The sequence below is a fragment of the Thermomonospora umbrina genome, assembly GCF_003386555.1.
GTDB lineage: Bacteria > Actinomycetota > Actinomycetes > Streptosporangiales > Streptosporangiaceae > Thermomonospora > Thermomonospora umbrina.
Map to the genome: position 1 here is coordinate 3,960,320 of NZ_QTTT01000001.1, position 17,443 is coordinate 3,977,762.

Here is a 17,443-nt window from a genome sequence, read left to right on the forward strand (position 1 = left end):
CCCGGATTCTGGTGATCTTCCTCGAAGATCTCGATACGAATCGTCCCGATTTGGCATGCTGTCGGCTCTATGCGTACCCCTACGCCCAGCCCGGGCCCCTCCACCGGACAGCATGGCAGCGACGGGACGGACGGGGTCGACGACTGGTTGGGCGACGCCCTGGACGGGGCCGAACGCCGCAGACGCCGGGCCAGGGTCCTCTTCGTGATCCTGGCCGTCTGCGTCGGAACGGCCACGGTGACCGCCCTCGTCTGGGTCTATCTGCCGGACTCCCCGCTGGGCTCCTCGGCCGGGCCGCCGCACGGCGACGCCTCACGCCCGTCCCGCAGCGCCGTGCCCCGGAGCGGCCCGACCACCCGCCCCTCCAGGGCCGCCCCCGTCATCCCCAGGCGCGGCACCGGCCGGTTCCTCCGTGCGAGCGGCGCGTCCCACAAGGTCGGGCGCGGAACCCTGATGCGGTACACGGTCGAGGTCGAGGACGGCATCGGCCAGCACGCGTCCTCCTTCGCCCGCTCGGTGGACGCCATCCTCTCCGACCGCCGGGGCTGGACCGCCGGAGGCCGCTGGGCCTTCCAACGGGTGACCTCCGGTCCCCGCGACTTCGTGGTGCGCCTGGCCGCGCCCAAGACGGTCGACACGCTGTGCGCCAAGTACGGGCTGGACACCGACGGAGAGGTCAACTGCGCCGGGGGCGAGGACGTCGTCATCAACCTCAAGCGGTGGCTGCTGCTGACCCCCTACTACAAGGGGAGGGCGGACCTCTATCACGCGCTGGCCGTCAACCACGAGGTCGGCCACCGACTGGGCTTCAACCACGTCACGTGCCCCCGCGATGGGGGCCTCGCCCCCGTGATGATGCAGCAGATCTTCGGTATGAAGGGCTGCAGGATCAACGGCTGGCCCTACGACTCCCGCCGCCGCTTCGTCACCGGCCCCCCGTCGCCCTGACGATCGACCGAACGGACGCCGGATCGACCACCGGTTGCCCGAACCGTGGCCCTTCCGTGACCGGTACGTGCATCAGGCGAACCACGGGAGGGTAGAAGTCGTCCCACCAGAGGACCGGTGAAGCGCGGTGATTTGCGGTGGGACCGGATATCGCGGCAGGCTGGACACCGGAGTGCCCTGGGCGTGACGGCGTCATGGGGCGAGGACAAGGCTTGGAGGCCGCGTTATGCGCCGTGCGCCTCGAAGTGGAGCATGAAATGGGCCCGGGCGGGGGAGCCGACCGGGGTACGGCGCTGTAAGGAGCCCGACGATGACCGAGCAGAGCGGCACGCAGGGACCGCAGTGGCCGTCACCTGACGACCAGGACCCGACCAACGGCGGAAACGACCAGGCCGAAGAGGCCGAGCAGACCCCGCCCGTGCGCCCCCTGGGGGACCGCACCGTGGTGTTCGGCGCCCCACAGCGTCCGACCGCGCCACCGCCCGGCGGCACCGAGGGCCCCGGCGGGGCAGAGCCCGAACGCCCCACACCGCCGCCGGCCCCGCCGACGATGATCGAGCAGCCGATCGCCGGCCTCGGCGCGGAGCAGCCCCGGCAACCGCAGCAGCCCGCGTACGGGCAACAGCCGGGCGGCTACGACCAGGGCCCGCAGGCGTACGGCCAGGGGCAGCAGCCCCAGCAGCCCTACGGTCAGCAGCCCTCCTACGGCCAGCAGCCCTATGGGGGGCAGCCGCAGCAGCAGTACGGCGCCCCGGCCCAGCCGGAGCAGCAGTACGGGGCGCCCGGCCAGGGGCCCGACCCCTACCGGCCGCCGGCCTCCGAGGAGCCCCCCGCCGCCGGTCCCGTCAGCGAGCGGACGCTGATCGTCCCCGGGCCGGGCGCGACGGAGCCCGCCCCGCCGGTCGTCGACGACCAGGCCACCGTGGCGTGGTCGCCGGGTACCGACATCCCGGTGGCCTCGGCTCCCGATCGCGGTGAGCCCGCCCAGCCGTACGGCCGCGAGGCCCGACCCGAGCAGCAGCAGCCCTGGCAGCAGCCCCAGCCGGGACAGCCCGGTCAGCCGGGCCAGCCCGGTGGCGAGCGCACGCTGATGGTGCCGCCCCCGGACCCGGCCCAGTACGGCGCTCCGGCCCCCGAGGAGCCGCAGTCCTACGAGCCCCCCGCACCCGCCTACGGTGCCCCCCAGGCCTCCGACAGCGACGCGCAGGCGACCCAGGCGTTCGACCCGAACGCCGAGTCCCAGCCGCAGCAGTACGGCCAGCAGCCCTACGGGGCCCAGCCCCAGGGCCAACAGCCCTACGGAGCGCCCGGCGGCCAGCAGGGCTACCCGCAGCAGCCCTACGGCCAGCAGCCCTACGGCGCCCAACCCCAGGGCGACCAGGGCTACGGCGCACAGCCCCAGGGTGACCAGGCGTACGGCGCTCAGCCCCAAGGCGAGCAGGCTTATGGAGCCCAGCCCCAGGGCGAGCAGGCGTACGGCGCTCAGCCTCAGGGCCAGCAGGCGTACGGTGCCCAGCCTCAAGGCGAGCAGGCGTACGGCGCTCAGCCCCAAGGCGACCAGGTCTACGGCGCGCAGCCGCAGGGCGACCAGAGCTACGGCGCGCAGCCGCAGGGCGAGCAGGGCTACGGTGCCCAGCCCCAGGGCCAGCAGGCGTACGGCGCTCAGCCCGGTCAGCCCGCTCAGCAGGGCCAGGGTGCCCAGCAGTGGCAGCAGCAGGGCTACGGCCAGCCGCAGCAGGGCCAGCAGGGCCAGCAGGGTCACTACGGCCAGCAGGTGTACGGCGGCGGGTCCGAGGCCAAGGGCGGCAAGAAGGGCCTGCTGATCGGCGTCGGCGCCATCGTCGCGGTGGTGCTGATCGCCGTCATCCTGGTGGCCTTCCTGCTCTGACCCCTCGCCGAGCATCGACTCCCACCCTCGGGGACTTCCCCCGAAGGGGACGATCAGGACAGAATGCCGACGGGTGACCCCCGTCGGCATTCTGCGTTCCGCCGCCGGATCCCACCGGCCGGCGTGCCGGGCGACACCGGTCCGGAGCTTGCGCCGGACGTACCGGGCGCGGTAATGGCGTGCTCGCTTTGACCTCCGCCCCCAGGGTGGGTAGTCTTTCCCTTCGTGCCCGTGGTTCGCGGGTCACACGTGCGTGCGCGCCGGCAAGGCCCTACTGGTGCCAGTCCTAGCGCCGCAATCCACTCCCCGGCTTGTCGGCCCACTACGGGCCGTGGCGGTCGCGTTACGCCTGACTGTGAACGGTCGCGGCGACACGCCCGACCGCGTGGGTCGGAGAGGCCGGGAAACCGGCAGGTCACAGCCTCGCCAGAGGCGGTGATGACGGCTTTTTCGAGGTGTGGATACACCCCGGGAGGGCCAGACAGATCAAGACTTACCGGCTCGGTATGACGAAGACGGAGACGCGGTGCCCACGATCCAGCAGCTTGTCCGCAAGGGCCGCCAGGACAAGGTGACCAAGAACAAGACGCCGGCGCTCAAGGGCAGCCCCCAGCGCCGGGGCGTCTGCACGCGCGTTTACACGACGACGCCCAAGAAGCCGAACTCCGCGCTTCGCAAGGTCGCCCGTGTCCGGCTGACCAGCGGGATCGAGGTCACCGCTTACATCCCGGGTGTGGGGCACAACCTTCAGGAGCACTCCATCGTGCTCGTGCGAGGCGGCCGGGTGAAGGACCTCCCGGGTGTCCGATACAAGATCATTCGTGGCTCGCTCGACACCCAGGGCGTGCGCAACCGCAAGCAGGCGCGCAGCCGCTACGGCGCGAAGAAGGAGAAGTAATGCCGCGCAAGGGACCCGCTGGCAAGCGCCAGCTCATCGCCGACCCGGTGTACAACTCGCCGCTGGTCACCGCGCTGATCAACAAGGTCCTCCTGGACGGCAAGCGCTCCATCGCCCAGCACATCGTGTACGAGGCCCTGGAGGGCGCCCGGGAGAAGACCGGCAACGACCCGGTCGTCACCCTCAAGCGCGCGCTGGACAACGTCAAGCCGACCATCGAGGTCAAGAGCCGCCGGGTCGGCGGCGCCACCTACCAGGTGCCGGTCGAGGTTCGGCCGGCGCGCAGCACCACCCTGGCGCTGCGCTGGCTGGTGACCTTCTCGCGGGCCCGCCGCGAGAAGACCATGACCGAGCGGCTGATGAACGAGCTCATCGACGCGAGCAACGGCCTCGGCGCCTCGGTCAAGAAGCGCGAGGACACGCACAAGATGGCGGAGTCCAACAAGGCCTTCGCCCACTACCGCTGGTGACCCCGGCGGACCGACCGACGACGAACGACGCGAGGACGCGAGCACTGTGGCTACCAAGACCGGTGTAGACCTGGCCAAGGTCCGCAACATCGGGATCATGGCCCATATCGACGCGGGCAAGACCACGACGACCGAGCGCATCCTGTACTACACGGGCATGAGCTACAAGATCGGCGAGGTCCACGACGGCGCGGCCACGACCGACTTCATGGAGCAGGAGCAGGAGCGGGGGATCACCATCACCTCCGCCGCCGTGACCTGCCGGTGGCCGGTCGACTCGGTCGAGCACACCATCAACATCATCGACACCCCCGGGCACGTCGACTTCACCGTCGAGGTCGAGCGCTCCCTGCGGGTGCTCGACGGCGCGGTGGCGGTGTTCGACGGTGTCGCCGGCGTGGAGCCGCAGTCCGAGACCGTGTGGCGTCAGGCCGACCGGTACGGCGTGCCGCGGATCTGCTTCGTGAACAAGCTCGACCGGGTCGGCGCGGAGTTCCACCGCTGTGTCGACATGATCGAGAATCGGCTGAACGCGGTCCCGCTGGTGATGCAGCTCCCGATCGGCGCCGAGGCCGACTTCAAGGGCGTCATCGACCTGGTGAACATGAAGGCCCTGCTGTGGAACGCCGAGGCCAAGCTGGGCGAGATGTACGACGAGGTCGACATCCCCGACAGCCACGCCGAGATCGCGCAGGAGTGGCACGACAAGCTGATCGAGACGGTCGCCGAGGCCGACGACGAGATCATGGAGCTGTTCCTGGAGGGCACCGAGCCCACCATCGAGCAGTTGGTCCCGGCGATCCGGCGCGCGACCATCGCCAGTGCGCTCACCCCGGTGCTGTGCGGCACCGCGTTCAAGAACAAGGGCGTGCAGCCCCTGCTGGACGCGATCGTCCGCTACCTGCCGAACCCGCTGGACGTCGAGGCCATCGAGGGCGCCGACATGCGGGACGAGTCGAAGCCCATCGTGCGCAAGCCGAGCGAGGACGAGCCGTTCTCCGCGCTGGCGTTCAAGATCATGAGCGACCCGCATCTGGGCAAGCTCACCTTCGTGCGCGTCTACTCGGGCGTTCTGGAGTCGGGTTCGACGGTGCTCAACTCGGTCAAGGACCGCAAGGAGCGCATCGGCAAGATCTACCGGATGCACGCGAACAAGCGTGAGGAGATCGAGCGCGTCGGCGCCGGCGACATCGTCGCGGTGATGGGTCTCAAGCAGACCACCACCGGCGAGACGCTGTGCGACGACAAGGACCCCGTGGTCCTGGAGTCGATGACCTTCCCGGCCCCCGTGATCAACGTCGCGATCGAGCCCAAGACCAAGGGCGACCAGCAGAAGCTGGGCACCGCGATCCAGCGGCTGGCCGAGGAGGACCCGTCCTTCCAGGTCCGCACGGACCAGGACACCGGTCAGACCATCATCTGGGGGATGGGTGAGCTCCACCTGGAGATCCTCGTCGACCGGATGAAGCGCGAGTTCAAGGTCGAGGCCAACGTCGGTCGCCCGCAGGTGGCCTACCGGGAGACGATCACCAAGAAGGTCGAGAAGGTCGAGTACACCCACAAGAAGCAGACGGGTGGCTCGGGCCAGTTCGGTCGCGTGATCATCGACATGGAGCCGCTGGGCGACGGCAACGACGGCTACGAGTTCGAGAACAAGGTCACCGGTGGCCGCATCCCCCGGGAGTACATCCCGTCGGTGGACGCGGGCTGCCAGGAGGCCGCCGAGTTCGGCATCTTGGCGGGCTACCCGATGGTGGGTGTCAAGATCACCCTCCGGGACGGCGCCTACCACGAGGTCGACTCCTCGGAAATGGCCTTCAAGGTCGCCGGTTCCATGGCGTTCAAGGAGGCGGCCCGCAAGGCGTCGCCCACGCTGCTGGAGCCGGTCATGGCCGTGGAGGTCACCACTCCCGAGGACAACATGGGCGACGTGATCGGCGACCTCAACAGCCGCCGCGGTCACATCCAGTCCATGGACGAGCGTTCGGGCATGCGAGTCGTCAAGGCCGTTGTCCCGCTCTCGGAGATGTTCGGCTACGTGGGTGATCTGCGCAGCAAGACCCAGGGCCGGGCTGTTTTCACCATGCAGTTCGACTCCTACGCGGAGGTGCCCGGCAACGTCGCGCAGGAGATCATCGCCAAGGCCCGGGGCGAGTAGTACCCGGTCCAGCCAGATCACCGGGCCCGGGGCGGGCCGCTCCGTCCCCGGGCCGGAACTGAACGAGACGGTCGCGTCGGCGGCCGAGACGCATCAAGGAGACACCAAGTGGCGAAGGCCAAGTTCGAGCGGACGAAGCCGCACGTGAACATCGGCACCATCGGACACATCGACCACGGTAAGACCACCCTTACCGCGGCGATCACCAAGGTGCTCCACGACAAGTACCCGGACATCAACCCGTTCACGCCGTTCGAGGACATCGACAAGGCCCCCGAAGAGCGCGAGCGCGGCATCACGATCTCCATCGCGCACGTGGAGTACCAGACCGAGGCGCGCCACTACGCGCACGTGGACTGCCCGGGTCACGCGGACTACATCAAGAACATGATCACCGGTGCCGCGCAGATGGACGGCGCGATCCTGGTGGTGGCCGCGACCGACGGCCCGATGCCGCAGACCAAGGAGCACGTGCTGCTGGCCCGTCAGGTCGGCGTGCCCTACATCGTCGTCGCCCTGAACAAGTGCGACATGGTCGACGACGAGGAGATCCTCGAGCTGGTCGAGCTCGAGGTCCGCGAGCTCCTGTCCGAGTACGAGTTCCCGGGCGACGACCTCCCCGTGGTGCGCGTCTCGGCCTTCCAGGCGCTGCAGGGCGACGAGAAGTGGGCCGACTCCATCGTCGAGCTCATGGCCGCCGTGGACGAGAACGTCCCCGAGCCGGTCCGCGACACCGAGAAGCCGTTCCTGATGCCGATCGAGGACGTGTTCTCGATCACCGGTCGTGGCACCGTGGTGACCGGCCGCATCGAGCGCGGTGTGGTCAACGTCAACGAAGAAGTCGACATCATCGGCATCAAGGACGCGACCAAGACCACGGTCACCGGCGTCGAGATGTTCCGCAAGCTGCTCGACCAGGGCCAGGCGGGCGACAACGTCGGCCTGCTGCTGCGCGGCATCAAGCGCGAGGACGTCGAGCGCGGCCAGTGCATCATCAAGCCGGGCACGAACACCCCGCACACCGAGTTCGAGGCGCAGGTCTACATCCTGTCCAAGGACGAGGGCGGACGGCACACGCCGTTCTTCAACAACTACCGTCCGCAGTTCTACTTCCGGACCACGGACGTCACCGGCGTGGTGCACCTCCCCGAGGGCACCGAGATGGTCATGCCGGGCGACAACACCGAGATGCGCGTTGAGCTGATCCAGCCCATCGCCATGGAAGAGGGCCTGAAGTTCGCCATCCGTGAGGGTGGTCGGACCGTCGGCGCCGGTCGCGTCGTCAAGATCCTCAAGTAAGACGATCGTCGGAGCGGCGGTCCGGCTCCGCGGCAGGGGCCGGACCGCCGCACCACGAAGGCAACAAACCCAGCGGCACTACCAGCAAAGGACACCGAGGCCACCATGGCGGGACAGAAGATCCGCATCCGGCTCAAGGCCTACGACCATGAGGTCATCGACTCCTCGGCGAAGAAGATCGTCGAGACGGTGACGCGGACGGGCGCCAAGGTCGCGGGCCCGGTGCCGCTGCCGACCGAGAAGAACGTGTACTGCGTCATCCGCTCGCCGCACAAGTACAAGGACTCGCGCGAGCACTTCGAGATGCGCACGCACAAGCGGCTGATCGACATCATCGATCCGACGCCCAAGACGGTCGACTCGCTGATGCGGCTCGACCTGCCGGCCGGCGTCGACATCGAGATCAAGCTCTAGAGGACGCACCCACCATGAGTAAGCAGAGCAAGGGCGTCCTGGGCGAGAAGCTCGGCATGACCCAGGTCTTCGACGATGAGGGCCGGATCGTTCCGGTGACCGTCGTCGCGGCCGGGCCGTGCGTCGTCACCCAGATCCGTACGCCCGACAAGGACGGCTACAGCGCCGTGCAGATCGGCTACGGCCAGGTGGACCCGCGCAAGGTCAACAAGCCCCGCACGGGGCACTTCGAGAAGGCCGGCGTGACCCCGCGCCGCTTCCTGATCGAGCTGCGCACCGACGACGCCACCGAGTACTCCCTCGGCCAGGAGATCACCGCCACGGTCTTCGAGGCCGGCCAGCGGATCGACGTCACCGGCACCAGCAAGGGCAAGGGCACCGCGGGTGTCATGAAGCGCCATGGCTTCAAGGGCCTCGGCGCCTCGCACGGCACCCAGCGCAAGCACCGCTCGCCGGGCTCGATCGGCGGCTGCGCGACCCCCGGTCGCGTCTTCAAGGGCCTGCGCATGGCCGGGCGGATGGGTCACGTCCGCAAGACCGTGCAGAACCTGACCATCCACGCCATCGACGCGGACAAGGGCCTGCTGCTCATCAAGGGCGCCATCCCCGGTCCCAACGGCGGTCTCGTGCTGGTCCGCGACGCAGTGAAGGGAACGGGCAAGTGAGCAAGCTCGATGTCGAACTGCCCGCGGAGATCTTCGACGCGAAGACCAGCGTGCCGCTGATCCACCAGGTGATCGTGGCCCAGCAGGCCGCGGCGCGCCAGGGCACCCACTCCACCAAGACCCGCGGCGAGGTCCGCGGCGGTGGCAAGAAGCCGTACCGGCAGAAGGGCACCGGCCGCGCCCGTCAGGGCTCGACCCGCGCGCCCCAGTTCGCCGGCGGCGGCACGGTGCACGGCCCCCAGCCGCGCGACTACTCCCAGCGCACGCCCAAGAAGATGAAGGCCGCCGCGCTGCGCGGCGCCCTGTCGGACCGGGCGCGGCACGGTCGGATCCACGTGGTGGACACCCTCGTCGAGGGCGAGACCCCCAAGACCAAGGCGGCGCTGCAGGCGCTGCGCGAGGTCAGCCAGGCCCGCCGGATCCTCGTGGTCGTCGACCGTGAGGACGAGCTGACCTGGAAGAGCCTGCGCAACGAGCCCAGCGTGCACCTGCTGGTCCAGGACCAGCTCAACACCTACGACGTGATGGTGAGCGACGAGGTGGTCTTCACGAAGGCCGCCTACGAGTCGTTCATCGCACGCGCGACGAACCAGAAGGGAGGTGGCGACAAGTGAGCAAGATCGCCGACCCCCGGGACATCATCATCGCGCCGGTCGTCTCGGAGAAGAGCTACGGCCTGCTGGACGAGAACAAGTACACGTTCATCGTCCGGCCGGACGCCAACAAGGTCCAGATCAGGCAGGCGGTCGAGGCCGTGTTCGGGGTCAAGGTGACCAGCGTGAACACGATCAACCGCAAGGGCAAGCGGAAGCGGACGCGCTTCGGCTACGGCAAGCGCAAGGACACCAAGCGAGCCATCGTCGGGCTGGCCGAGGGCGACCGGATCGACATCTTCGGTGGCCCGACCGCCTGAGCGGCGGCGAACCGAAGAACACGACTAGAGGATGAACGAAAAAGATGGGCATCCGTAAATACAAGCCGACGACACCCGGTCGTCGCGGCTCCAGCGTGGCCGACTTCGTCGAGCTCACGCGTCGGGAGCCGGAGAAGTCGCTGCTGCGCCCCCTTCCGAAGAAGGGCGGCCGCAACAACCACGGTCGCATCACCACCCGGCATCAGGGCGGTGGTCACAAGCGGGCGTACCGCCTGATCGACTTCCGTCGCGCCGACAAGGACGGCATCCCGGCGAAGGTCGCGCACATCGAGTACGACCCGAACCGCACCGCCCGCATCGCGCTGCTGCACTACGTGGACGGCGAGAAGCGCTACATCCTGGCGCCGCAGGGCCTCAAGCAGGGCGACCGCGTCGAGAACGGGCCGGGCTCGGACATCAAGCCGGGCAACTGCCTGCCGCTGCGCAACATCCCGACGGGTACCGTCGTGCACGCCATCGAGCTGAAGCCCGGCGGCGGCGCGAAGCTGGCCCGCTCCGCGGGGGCCGGCTGCCAGTTGCTGGCCAAGGAGGGCAAGTACGCCACGCTGCGCATGCCCTCCGGTGAGATGCGGATGGTGGACGTGCGCTGCCGCGCCACCGTCGGCGAGGTCGGCAACGCCGAGCAGTCGAACATCAACTGGGGCAAGGCCGGCCGGATGCGCTGGAAGAACAAGCGTCCGACCGTTCGCGGTGTGGCCATGAACCCGATCGACCACCCGCACGGTGGTGGTGAGGGCAAGACGTCCGGTGGCCGCCACCCGGTGAACCCCAAGGGCAAGAAGGAAGGCCGTACCCGCCAGGCGAACAAGGCCAGCGACCGGCTGATCGTCCGTCGTCGCAGCAAGAAGAAGCGGTAGGAGTACGCCATGCCACGTAGCCTGAAGAAGGGCCCGTTCGTCGACGACCACCTCTACAAGAAGGTGGAGACGCAGAACGAGAAGGGCACCAAGAACGTCATCAAGACGTGGTCCCGCCGGTCCATGATCATCCCGGAGATGATCGGGCACACCATCGCGGTGCACGACGGCCGTAAGCACGTGCCGGTGTTCGTCACCGACGCCATGGTCGGCCACAAGCTCGGTGAGTTCGCCCCCACGCGGACGTTCCGCAGCCACGTCAAAGAAGACCGTCGCAGCCGTCGCGGCTGACGCGGCGAGGATCGCAACGTAGGAGAGAGGGAACAGCGATGGAAGCCAGGGCCCAGGCGCGGTTCATCCGTGTCACGCCCAGGAAGGCCCGCCGCGTGGTGGACCTCATCCGCGGCCTTCCCGCCGCGGAGGCTCAGGCGGTGCTGCGGTTCGCCCCCCAGGCTGCCAGTGAGCCGGTGGGCAAGGTGCTGGCGAGCGCCATCGCCAACGCCGAGCACAACTTCAAGCTCGACACCGACACGCTCGTCGTGAGCCGGGCGTGGGTCGACGAGGGGCCGACGCTCAAGCGCTTCCGGCCTCGCGCCCAGGGCCGGGCTTACCGGATCAACAAGCGCACCAGCCATATCACCGTGATCGTCGAGGCCCGCGAGGGCGCGGCGGCCGGGAACGGCGGCGGCAGGAAGAGGAGGACCCGCTAGTGGGTCAGAAGATCAACCCGCACGGGTTCCGACTCGGCATCACCACGGACTTCAAGTCCCGGTGGTACGCCGACAAGCTGTACAAGGACTACGTCAAGGAAGACGTCGCGATCCGTCGCATGCTGCAGAAGGGCATGGAGCGGGCCGGCATCTCCAAGGTCGAGATCGAGCGCACCCGCGACCGCGTCCGCGTGGACATCCACACGGCGCGTCCGGGCATCGTGATCGGCCGGCGCGGTGCCGAGGCAGACCGGATCCGGGGCGACCTCGAGAAGCTGACCGGCAAGCAGGTCCAGCTCAACATCCTCGAGGTCAAGAACCCCGAGATCGACGCTCAGCTCGTCGCCCAGGGCGTGGCCGAGCAGTTGTCCAGCCGGGTCGCGTTCCGTCGGGCGATGCGCAAGGCCATCCAGTCCGCGATGAAGAGCGGCGCCAAGGGCATCAAGGTGCAGTGCGGCGGCCGCCTCGGCGGCGCGGAGATGTCCCGCTCGGAGTTCTACCGCGAGGGCCAGGTGCCCCTGCACACCCTGCGCGCCGACATCGACTACGGCTTCTACGAGGCCCGCACCACGTTCGGTCGGATCGGCGTGAAGGTGTGGATCTACAAGGGCGAGGCCCCCACCAGCCGCGCCGAGCGCGAGGCCCGTGCGGCCCAGCAGCGCTCCGGCCCCGGTGGCGGTGGCGGCGGCGAGCGTCGCGGCGGTGACCGTCGTGGCGGTCGCGGCGGCGAGCGTCGCGGCGGCCGTGGCGGTGGCGGTGGCGGTGGCCGCGGTGGCGCCGGTGGTGCCGGCGGTGGCCGCGGTGGCGAGCGTCCGCAGCAGAGTCAGGAGCAGGCCCAGCCGACCGCCGAGTCGGCGGCGCCCGCACCGAGTGGTGAGGGGAGCTGAGTGATCCATGCTGATCCCTCGCAAGGTCAAGCACCGTAAGCAGCACCACCCCAAGCGCCGCGGCATGGCGAAGGGTGGAACGAAGGTCACCTTCGGCGAGTTCGGCATCCAGGCCGTCGAGGGCGCGTACGTGACCAACCGGCAGATCGAGGCCGCGCGTATCGCGATGACCCGGCACATCAAGCGTGGCGGCAAGGTGTGGATCAACATCTTCCCCGACCGTCCGCTGACCAAGAAGCCCGCCGAGACCCGCATGGGTTCCGGCAAGGGCTCGCCGGAGTGGTGGATCGCGAACGTCAAGCCGGGCCGGGTGATGTTCGAGCTCTCGTACCCCAACGAGGTGATCGCCCGCGAGGCGCTGACCCGCGCGATCCACAAGCTCCCCATGAAGTGCAAGATCGTCAAGCGAGAGTTGGGTGAGTCCTGATGGCCAAGGGTCTTACCGCCGACGAGCTGCGCACCGAGGCTGAGGACGCACTGGTGACCAAGCTGAAGGAGGCGAAGGAGGAGCTGTTCAACCTCCGCTTCCAGGCCGCCACCGGCCAGCTTGACAACCACGGGCGGCTGCGCGAGGTCAAGCGCGAGATCGCCCGGATCTACACCGTGATGCGGGAGCGCGAGCTCGGCATCGTGACGGTCGCCGAGGAGCCCGCGCAGGAGGACGAGAGCAATGACTGAGCAGGCGCCCGCCGAGGCCGCCAAGCGGCCCAGCCGCAAGATCGCCGAAGGCCTCGTGGTCAGCGACAAGATGGACAAGACCGTCGTCGTGGCGGTCGAGGACCGGATCAAGCACCGCCGGTACCACAAGATCATTCGGCGGACCACCAAGTACAAGGCGCACGACGAGGCCAACGAGTGTGGCGTCGGCGACCGCGTCCGTCTCATGGAGACCCGGCCACTGTCGGCCACCAAGCGGTGGCGCGTGATCGAGATCCTCGAGAAGGCCAAGTAATCACCGGTTCCACCAGGCTCCGCGCGACGCGGAGAACCGGTGTGACGAACAGGAGTCAACGTGATCCAGCAGGAGTCGCGACTCAAGGTCGCCGACAACACGGGTGCCAAGGAGATCCTGTGCATCCGGGTTCTCGGCGGCTCGGGTCGGCGCTACGCGGGAGTCGGCGACATCATCGTCGCGACGGTGAAGGACGCCCTTCCCGGTGCGGGCGTGAAGAAGGGTGACGTCGTCAAGGCCGTCGTCGTGCGCACCCGCAAGGAGCGCCGCCGCGCCGACGGCTCCTACATCCGCTTCGACGAGAACGCCGCCGTCCTGATCAAGGACGGCGGCGACCCGCGGGGCACCCGCATCTTCGGCCCGGTGGGTCGGGAGCTGCGCGAGAAGAAGTTCATGCGAATCATCTCGCTCGCCCCGGAGGTGCTGTGATGAAGATCAGGAAGGGCGACGAGGTCGTCGTCATCGCCGGCAAGGACAAGGGCGCGACCGGCAAGGTCATCCACGCCGACCCGCGTCGCGACCGGGTGACCGTCGAGGGCGTCAACCTCATCAAGAAGAACACCAAGGCCGACCCGCAGGGCAAGGGCGGCGGGGTCATCACCCGTGAGGCGTCGCTGCACGTGAGCAACGTGGCGCTGGTCGAGGACGGCAAGCCGGTCCGGGTCGGCTACAAGATCAATGAGGACGGCACGAAGGTCCGGATCTCGCGCCGCAGCGGCAAGGAGGTCTGAGAGCCATGACCGAGACCACCACCGAGCGGCCGGTGCCGCAGCCGCGGCTGAAGCTCCGCTACCGCGAGGAGATCACCAAGTCCCTCCAGGAGCAGTTCGGCTACGCCAACGTCATGCAGATCCCCGGTCTGACGAAGATCGTGGTGAACATGGGCGTGGGCGACGCGGCCAAGGACACGAAGCTGATCGAGGGCGCGATCCGCGACCTGACGCTGATCACCGCCCAGAAGCCCAGCGTGAACCGGGCCAAGAAGTCCATCGCCCAGTTCAAGCTGCGCGAGGGCATGCCGATCGGCGCGCACGTCACGCTGCGCGGCGACCGGATGTGGGAGTTCCTGGACCGGCTGCTGTCGCTGGCGCTGCCCCGCATCCGTGACTTCCGCGGCCTGTCGCCCAAGCAGTTCGACGGGAACGGCAACTACACCTTCGGGCTGACCGAGCAGGTCATGTTCCACGAGGTCGACCCGGACAAGGTCGACCGGCAGCGGGGCATGGACATCACGGTCGTGACGACCGCGAAGACCGATGACGAGGGCCGGGCGCTCCTGCGGGCCCTGGGCTTCCCCTTCAAGGAGAACTGATGGCGAAGAAGGGCCTGATCGCCAAGGCCGCCCGCAAGCCCAAGTTCGGGGTCCGCGCGTACACTCGGTGTTCGCGTTGCGGACGCCCGCGCTCCGTCTACCGCAAGTTCGGCCTCTGCCGGGTCTGCTTCCGGGAGATGGCGCACCGCGGCGAGCTGCCCGGGATCACCAAGTCGAGCTGGTAAGCGCGACCGACGTAGAAATAGCAACCGGGCGCCTGTCCAAGGCGCCCACGACCACGCCGTAGGTCCACCCCGGGAGGGTTGGAAACCGCGGTGGGGAGGGGCCTGTAGGCCATGACGATGACCGACCCGATCGCAGACATGCTGACTCGTCTGCGGAACGCGAACTCGGCGTACCACGACACCGTGGGCATGCCGTACTCGAAGATCAAGGCGCACATCGCCGAGATCCTCCAGCAGGAGGGGTACATCTCCGCCTGGCATGTGGAGGACGCCGAGGTCGGCAAGAAGCTCGTGATCGACCTGAAGTTCGGCCCGACCCGTGAGCGTTCGATCGCCGGGATCAAGCGGGTTTCGAAGCCGGGTCTGCGGGTGTACGCGAAGAAGGACAACCTGCCGAAGGTCCTGGGCGGACTGGGCGTCGCGATCATTTCGACGTCCTCCGGACTGATGACCGACAAGCAGGCCGGCAAGCGCGGCGTGGGCGGAGAAGTCCTCGCCTACGTGTGGTGAGGGGAGGGCACAGAACATGTCTCGTATCGGACGTCTCCCCATTGCCGTCCCGAGCGGCGTGGACGTCAACATCGACGGCCAGGCGGTCACCGTCAAGGGACCCAAGGGCGAACTGAAGCACACCGTCGCCGAGCCCATCGAGGTGAAGCTCGAGGACGGCACCGTCACGGTCGCCCGACCGAACGACGTCAACACCAACCGCGCGCTGCACGGCCTCACCCGGTCGCTGATCGCCAACATGGTCGAGGGCGTCACCAACGGGTACAGCAAGACGCTGGAGATCCGCGGCGTCGGCTACACGGCCGCGGCCAAGGGCCAGAACACGCTGGAGCTCAAGCTGGGCTACAGCCACCCGATCACCTTCGAGGCGCCGGAGGGCATCACCTTCCGCGTCGAGTCCGTGCGTCGCGACCAGATCAACGCGTTGATCCACGTGGACGGCATCGACAAGCAGAAGGTCGGCGAGGCCGCCGCCAACATCCGCAAGCTCCGCAAGCCCGACGTCTACAAGGGCAAGGGCGTGCGGTACCAGGGCGAGCAGGTCCGCAAGAAGGTCGGAAAGGCTGGTAAGTAGTCATGGCAGCAGGCAAGCCCGTGGCCGGCAAGGCCACGTCGGCGCGGGCCAAGTCCCGCGCCCGCCGGCACCTGCGGGTCCGCAAGAAGGTCGTCGGCACCCCCGAGCGGCCCCGCCTGGTCGTGACCCGCTCCACCAAGCACATGTTCGCCCAGGTGATCGACGACACCGTCGGCCACACGCTGGCCTCGGCGTCCACCATGGAGGCGGACCTGCGGGCGGACGACGGCGACAAGACCGCCAAGTCGCGCAAGGTCGGCGAGCTGCTCGCCGCGCGGGCCCGCGAGGCCGGCGTCGCGAAGGTCGTGTTCGACCGCGGCGGCAACCGGTACCACGGCCGCATCGCCGCCCTGGCGGACGGTGCGCGCGAGAAGGGCCTGGAGTTCTGATGGCCCGGACCACGACCATGAACGAGAGGAACCACTGATGGCAGCGCAGAGGCGCGGCGGCGGTCAGGGTGGCGACCGCCGCGACGGCCGCCGCGACGACCGCCGCGGTGGCGCCGACAAGGGACAGTCGTACATCGAGCGCGTTGTGGCGATCAACCGCGTCGCCAAGGTCGTCAAGGGCGGCCGTCGCTTCAGCTTCACCGCGCTGGTCATCGTCGGTGACGGCAACGGCACGGTCGGCGTCGGCTACGGCAAGGCCAAGGAGGTGCCCGCGGCGATCGCCAAGGGCGTCGAGGAGGCCAAGAAGCACTTCTTCAAGGTGCCGCGGATCCAGGGCACCATCCCGCACACCTCGCAGGGCGAGGAGGCTGCCGGCGTGGTGCTGCTGCGTCCGGCCAGCCCCGGTACCGGCGTGATCGCCGGTGGTCCGGTGCGCGCGGTGCTGGAGTGCGCCGGCATCCACGACGTGCTGAGCAAGTCGCTGGGCAGCTCGAACGCGATCAACATCGTGCACGCCACGGTGGCCGCGCTCAAGCAGCTCAACCGGCCCGAGGAGATCGCCGCCAAGCGCGGGCTCCCGCTGGAGGACGTGGCCCCGGCCGCGATGCTGCGTGCCCGCGCCGCCGGCAGTGAGCCGAGGGCGGAGGCCGCGTCGTGAGCCAGCTCAAGATCACGCAGATCAAGTCGCGGATCAGCGAGAAGCAGAACCAGCGTGACACGTTGCGTACCCTGGGCCTGCGGAAGATCGGCCAGAGCGTCGTCCGCGAGGATTCCCAGCAGGTGCGCGGCATGATCCGGACCGTGGCGCACCTCGTTGCGGTCGAGGAGGTCGACTGATCATGGCGGACGTCACCGAGGGTGGTCCCCTCAAGGTGCACGACCTGCGTCCCGCCCCCGGCGCCAACAAGCGCAAGGTCCGCAAGGGCCGGGGCGAGGCGTCCAAGGGCAAGACGGCCGGACGCGGTACCAAGGGCACCAAGGCCCGCAGCACCGTTCCGGTCGGTTTCGAGGGCGGCCAGATGCCGCTGATCCGTCGGATTCCGAAGCTCAAGGGCTTCAAGAACCCGAACCGGGTCGAGTTCCAGGTCGTCAACCTGGACCTGCTGGGCGAGCTGTACCCGCAGGGCGGCGAGATCACCGTCGAGGATCTCGTGGCCAAGGGCGCGGTGCGCAAGAACCAGCCGGTCAAGGTGCTCGGCAACGGCGAGATCTCCGTGGCGGTCCAGGTGAGGGCGCACGCCTTCTCCGCCTCCGCCAAGGAGAAGATCGCGGCTGCCGGCGGTTCGACCGACGAGCTGTAGAGCAGTACACGTCATGCCCATGACAACGCCGGGGTTCGACCCCCGTTCGCCGAGGGCCGTAAGGTCCGTGGCGTCCGGGGGGCGAGCCCCGG

Annotated in this window: 27 protein-coding genes; all 27 read left to right on the forward strand. The window is 68.8% G+C overall.

The genetic code is table 11. The features are described from left to right. The first annotated feature begins 69 nt into the window (after positions 1 to 69). The 27 genes from DFJ69_RS17660 (at position 70) to rplO (ending at position 17,351) form a co-directional block, all read left to right on the forward strand. The gene (locus tag DFJ69_RS17660) at positions 70 to 948 is read left to right on the forward strand and encodes a DUF3152 domain-containing protein (RefSeq protein WP_116023614.1); all 879 of its coding nucleotides are present in this window, start codon (positions 70 to 72) and stop codon (positions 946 to 948) included. 310 nt (positions 949 to 1,258) lie between these two features. Beyond that, on the forward strand, positions 1,259 to 2,836 hold the full coding sequence (locus DFJ69_RS17665; protein ID WP_116023615.1) for a hypothetical protein: 1,578 nt from the start codon (positions 1,259 to 1,261) through the stop codon (positions 2,834 to 2,836). Between the two features lie 526 nt (positions 2,837 to 3,362). Next, on the forward strand, positions 3,363 to 3,734 hold the full coding sequence (gene rpsL, locus DFJ69_RS17670; protein WP_067832642.1) for a 30S ribosomal protein S12: 372 nt from the start codon (positions 3,363 to 3,365) through the stop codon (positions 3,732 to 3,734). Then, positions 3,734 to 4,204: a 30S ribosomal protein S7 gene (gene rpsG / locus DFJ69_RS17675; protein WP_116023616.1), complete on the forward strand. Its 471-nt coding sequence runs from the start codon at positions 3,734 to 3,736 to the stop codon at positions 4,202 to 4,204. Before rpsL ends, rpsG begins: the two co-directional genes overlap by 1 nt. A gap of 46 nt (positions 4,205 to 4,250) precedes the next feature. Continuing rightward, on the forward strand, positions 4,251 to 6,362 hold the full coding sequence (fusA, locus tag DFJ69_RS17680) for an elongation factor G (protein WP_116023617.1): 2,112 nt from the start codon (positions 4,251 to 4,253) through the stop codon (positions 6,360 to 6,362). A 108-nt stretch (positions 6,363 to 6,470) separates the two neighbouring features. Beyond that, positions 6,471 to 7,661, forward strand: a complete 1,191-nt coding sequence (gene tuf, locus DFJ69_RS17685; RefSeq protein WP_116023618.1) for an elongation factor Tu — start codon at positions 6,471 to 6,473, stop codon at positions 7,659 to 7,661. A gap of 105 nt (positions 7,662 to 7,766) precedes the next feature. Beyond that, on the forward strand, positions 7,767 to 8,075 hold the full coding sequence (gene rpsJ / locus DFJ69_RS17690) for a 30S ribosomal protein S10 (RefSeq protein ID WP_012854632.1): 309 nt from the start codon (positions 7,767 to 7,769) through the stop codon (positions 8,073 to 8,075). Positions 8,076 to 8,089: 14 nt separating this feature from the next. Further along, complete coding sequence (rplC, locus tag DFJ69_RS17695; protein WP_116023619.1) at positions 8,090 to 8,740, forward strand: 50S ribosomal protein L3; 651 nt, start codon at positions 8,090 to 8,092, stop codon at positions 8,738 to 8,740. After that, positions 8,737 to 9,354 carry a 50S ribosomal protein L4 gene (gene rplD / locus DFJ69_RS17700; protein WP_116023620.1) on the forward strand — a complete coding sequence of 206 codons (618 nt, stop codon included), beginning with the start codon at positions 8,737 to 8,739 and terminating at the stop codon, positions 9,352 to 9,354. The genes rplC and rplD overlap by 4 nt, the downstream gene beginning before the upstream one ends. Then, entirely contained in the window at positions 9,351 to 9,653 is a 303-nt protein-coding gene (rplW, locus tag DFJ69_RS17705) for a 50S ribosomal protein L23 (protein WP_116023621.1), read from the forward strand. The genes rplD and rplW overlap by 4 nt, the downstream gene beginning before the upstream one ends. 44 nt (positions 9,654 to 9,697) lie before the next feature. Further along, a complete protein-coding gene (rplB, locus tag DFJ69_RS17710) occupies positions 9,698 to 10,531 on the forward strand; it encodes a 50S ribosomal protein L2 (RefSeq protein ID WP_116023622.1) in 834 nt (277 codons plus the stop codon). 9 nt (positions 10,532 to 10,540) lie between these two features. Beyond that, complete coding sequence (rpsS, locus tag DFJ69_RS17715) at positions 10,541 to 10,822, forward strand: 30S ribosomal protein S19 (protein ID WP_116023623.1); 282 nt, start codon at positions 10,541 to 10,543, stop codon at positions 10,820 to 10,822. Between the two features lie 38 nt (positions 10,823 to 10,860). After that, positions 10,861 to 11,241: a 50S ribosomal protein L22 gene (rplV, locus tag DFJ69_RS17720; protein ID WP_116023624.1), complete on the forward strand. Its 381-nt coding sequence runs from the start codon at positions 10,861 to 10,863 to the stop codon at positions 11,239 to 11,241. Then, complete coding sequence (rpsC, locus tag DFJ69_RS17725) at positions 11,241 to 12,128, forward strand: 30S ribosomal protein S3 (RefSeq protein WP_116023625.1); 888 nt, start codon at positions 11,241 to 11,243, stop codon at positions 12,126 to 12,128. Before rplV ends, rpsC begins: the two co-directional genes overlap by 1 nt. A 7-nt stretch (positions 12,129 to 12,135) precedes the next feature. Next, the gene (gene rplP, locus DFJ69_RS17730) at positions 12,136 to 12,555 is read left to right on the forward strand and encodes a 50S ribosomal protein L16 (protein ID WP_116023626.1); all 420 of its coding nucleotides are present in this window, start codon (positions 12,136 to 12,138) and stop codon (positions 12,553 to 12,555) included. Next, a complete protein-coding gene (gene rpmC / locus DFJ69_RS17735) occupies positions 12,555 to 12,806 on the forward strand; it encodes a 50S ribosomal protein L29 (RefSeq protein WP_116023627.1) in 252 nt (83 codons plus the stop codon). Before rplP ends, rpmC begins: the two co-directional genes overlap by 1 nt. Next, on the forward strand, positions 12,799 to 13,080 hold the full coding sequence (rpsQ, locus tag DFJ69_RS17740; protein WP_116023628.1) for a 30S ribosomal protein S17: 282 nt from the start codon (positions 12,799 to 12,801) through the stop codon (positions 13,078 to 13,080). Before rpmC ends, rpsQ begins: the two co-directional genes overlap by 8 nt. A 60-nt stretch (positions 13,081 to 13,140) precedes the next feature. After that, on the forward strand, positions 13,141 to 13,509 hold the full coding sequence (rplN, locus tag DFJ69_RS17745; RefSeq protein ID WP_103937839.1) for a 50S ribosomal protein L14: 369 nt from the start codon (positions 13,141 to 13,143) through the stop codon (positions 13,507 to 13,509). Further along, positions 13,509 to 13,811: a 50S ribosomal protein L24 gene (rplX, locus tag DFJ69_RS17750; protein ID WP_116023629.1), complete on the forward strand. Its 303-nt coding sequence runs from the start codon at positions 13,509 to 13,511 to the stop codon at positions 13,809 to 13,811. Before rplN ends, rplX begins: the two co-directional genes overlap by 1 nt. A 5-nt stretch (positions 13,812 to 13,816) precedes the next feature. Further along, positions 13,817 to 14,392, forward strand: coding sequence for a 50S ribosomal protein L5 (gene rplE / locus DFJ69_RS17755; RefSeq protein ID WP_116023630.1), 576 nt, complete (start codon positions 13,817 to 13,819; stop codon positions 14,390 to 14,392). Continuing rightward, positions 14,392 to 14,577, forward strand: a complete 186-nt coding sequence (locus DFJ69_RS17760; RefSeq protein ID WP_116023631.1) for a type Z 30S ribosomal protein S14 — start codon at positions 14,392 to 14,394, stop codon at positions 14,575 to 14,577. The genes rplE and DFJ69_RS17760 overlap by 1 nt, the downstream gene beginning before the upstream one ends. 111 nt (positions 14,578 to 14,688) lie before the next feature. Continuing rightward, a complete protein-coding gene (rpsH, locus tag DFJ69_RS17765; protein WP_116023632.1) occupies positions 14,689 to 15,087 on the forward strand; it encodes a 30S ribosomal protein S8 in 399 nt (132 codons plus the stop codon). A gap of 16 nt (positions 15,088 to 15,103) precedes the next feature. Further along, positions 15,104 to 15,661: a 50S ribosomal protein L6 gene (gene rplF / locus DFJ69_RS17770; protein ID WP_116023633.1), complete on the forward strand. Its 558-nt coding sequence runs from the start codon at positions 15,104 to 15,106 to the stop codon at positions 15,659 to 15,661. Between the two features lie 2 nt (positions 15,662 to 15,663). Further along, on the forward strand, positions 15,664 to 16,050 hold the full coding sequence (gene rplR, locus DFJ69_RS17775) for a 50S ribosomal protein L18 (protein ID WP_116023634.1): 387 nt from the start codon (positions 15,664 to 15,666) through the stop codon (positions 16,048 to 16,050). A 37-nt stretch (positions 16,051 to 16,087) separates the two neighbouring features. Beyond that, positions 16,088 to 16,708 (forward strand): 30S ribosomal protein S5, encoded by a 621-nt coding sequence (gene rpsE / locus DFJ69_RS17780; RefSeq protein WP_425453352.1) that lies wholly within the window; start codon positions 16,088 to 16,090, stop codon positions 16,706 to 16,708. Then, the gene (gene rpmD / locus DFJ69_RS17785) at positions 16,705 to 16,887 is read left to right on the forward strand and encodes a 50S ribosomal protein L30 (protein ID WP_116023635.1); all 183 of its coding nucleotides are present in this window, start codon (positions 16,705 to 16,707) and stop codon (positions 16,885 to 16,887) included. Before rpsE ends, rpmD begins: the two co-directional genes overlap by 4 nt. A 2-nt stretch (positions 16,888 to 16,889) precedes the next feature. Continuing rightward, the gene (gene rplO / locus DFJ69_RS17790) at positions 16,890 to 17,351 is read left to right on the forward strand and encodes a 50S ribosomal protein L15 (protein WP_116023636.1); all 462 of its coding nucleotides are present in this window, start codon (positions 16,890 to 16,892) and stop codon (positions 17,349 to 17,351) included. Positions 17,352 to 17,443: the final 92 nt, after the last annotated feature.

Excerpts from the sequence above, each read along its gene's own strand:
- rplE (WP_116023630.1), top strand. The coding sequence starts at position 13,817 with ATGACCGAGACCACCACCGAGCGGCCGGTGCCGCAGCCGCGGCTGAAG.
- DFJ69_RS17665 (WP_116023615.1), top strand. The coding sequence starts at position 1,259 with ATGACCGAGCAGAGCGGCACGCAGGGACCGCAGTGGCCGTCACCTGAC.
- rplP (WP_116023626.1), top strand. The coding sequence starts at position 12,136 with ATGCTGATCCCTCGCAAGGTCAAGCACCGTAAGCAGCACCACCCCAAG.
- rpsJ (WP_012854632.1), top strand. The coding sequence starts at position 7,767 with ATGGCGGGACAGAAGATCCGCATCCGGCTCAAGGCCTACGACCATGAG.
- rplX (WP_116023629.1), top strand. The coding sequence starts at position 13,509 with ATGAAGATCAGGAAGGGCGACGAGGTCGTCGTCATCGCCGGCAAGGAC.
- rpsE (WP_425453352.1), top strand. The coding sequence starts at position 16,088 with ATGGCAGCGCAGAGGCGCGGCGGCGGTCAGGGTGGCGACCGCCGCGAC.
- rplC (WP_116023619.1), top strand. The coding sequence starts at position 8,090 with ATGAGTAAGCAGAGCAAGGGCGTCCTGGGCGAGAAGCTCGGCATGACC.
- rplB (WP_116023622.1), top strand. The coding sequence starts at position 9,698 with ATGGGCATCCGTAAATACAAGCCGACGACACCCGGTCGTCGCGGCTCC.
- rplV (WP_116023624.1), top strand. The coding sequence starts at position 10,861 with ATGGAAGCCAGGGCCCAGGCGCGGTTCATCCGTGTCACGCCCAGGAAG.
- rpsQ (WP_116023628.1), top strand. The coding sequence starts at position 12,799 with ATGACTGAGCAGGCGCCCGCCGAGGCCGCCAAGCGGCCCAGCCGCAAG.
- rpmC (WP_116023627.1), top strand. The coding sequence starts at position 12,555 with ATGGCCAAGGGTCTTACCGCCGACGAGCTGCGCACCGAGGCTGAGGAC.
- rpsG (WP_116023616.1), top strand. The coding sequence starts at position 3,734 with ATGCCGCGCAAGGGACCCGCTGGCAAGCGCCAGCTCATCGCCGACCCG.
- rplF (WP_116023633.1), top strand. The coding sequence starts at position 15,104 with ATGTCTCGTATCGGACGTCTCCCCATTGCCGTCCCGAGCGGCGTGGAC.
- rplR (WP_116023634.1), top strand. The coding sequence starts at position 15,664 with ATGGCAGCAGGCAAGCCCGTGGCCGGCAAGGCCACGTCGGCGCGGGCC.
- DFJ69_RS17660 (WP_116023614.1), top strand. The coding sequence starts at position 70 with ATGCGTACCCCTACGCCCAGCCCGGGCCCCTCCACCGGACAGCATGGC.
- DFJ69_RS17760 (WP_116023631.1), top strand. The coding sequence starts at position 14,392 with ATGGCGAAGAAGGGCCTGATCGCCAAGGCCGCCCGCAAGCCCAAGTTC.
- rpsH (WP_116023632.1), top strand. The coding sequence starts at position 14,689 with ATGACGATGACCGACCCGATCGCAGACATGCTGACTCGTCTGCGGAAC.
- rplO (WP_116023636.1), top strand. The coding sequence starts at position 16,890 with ATGGCGGACGTCACCGAGGGTGGTCCCCTCAAGGTGCACGACCTGCGT.
- rpsS (WP_116023623.1), top strand. The coding sequence starts at position 10,541 with ATGCCACGTAGCCTGAAGAAGGGCCCGTTCGTCGACGACCACCTCTAC.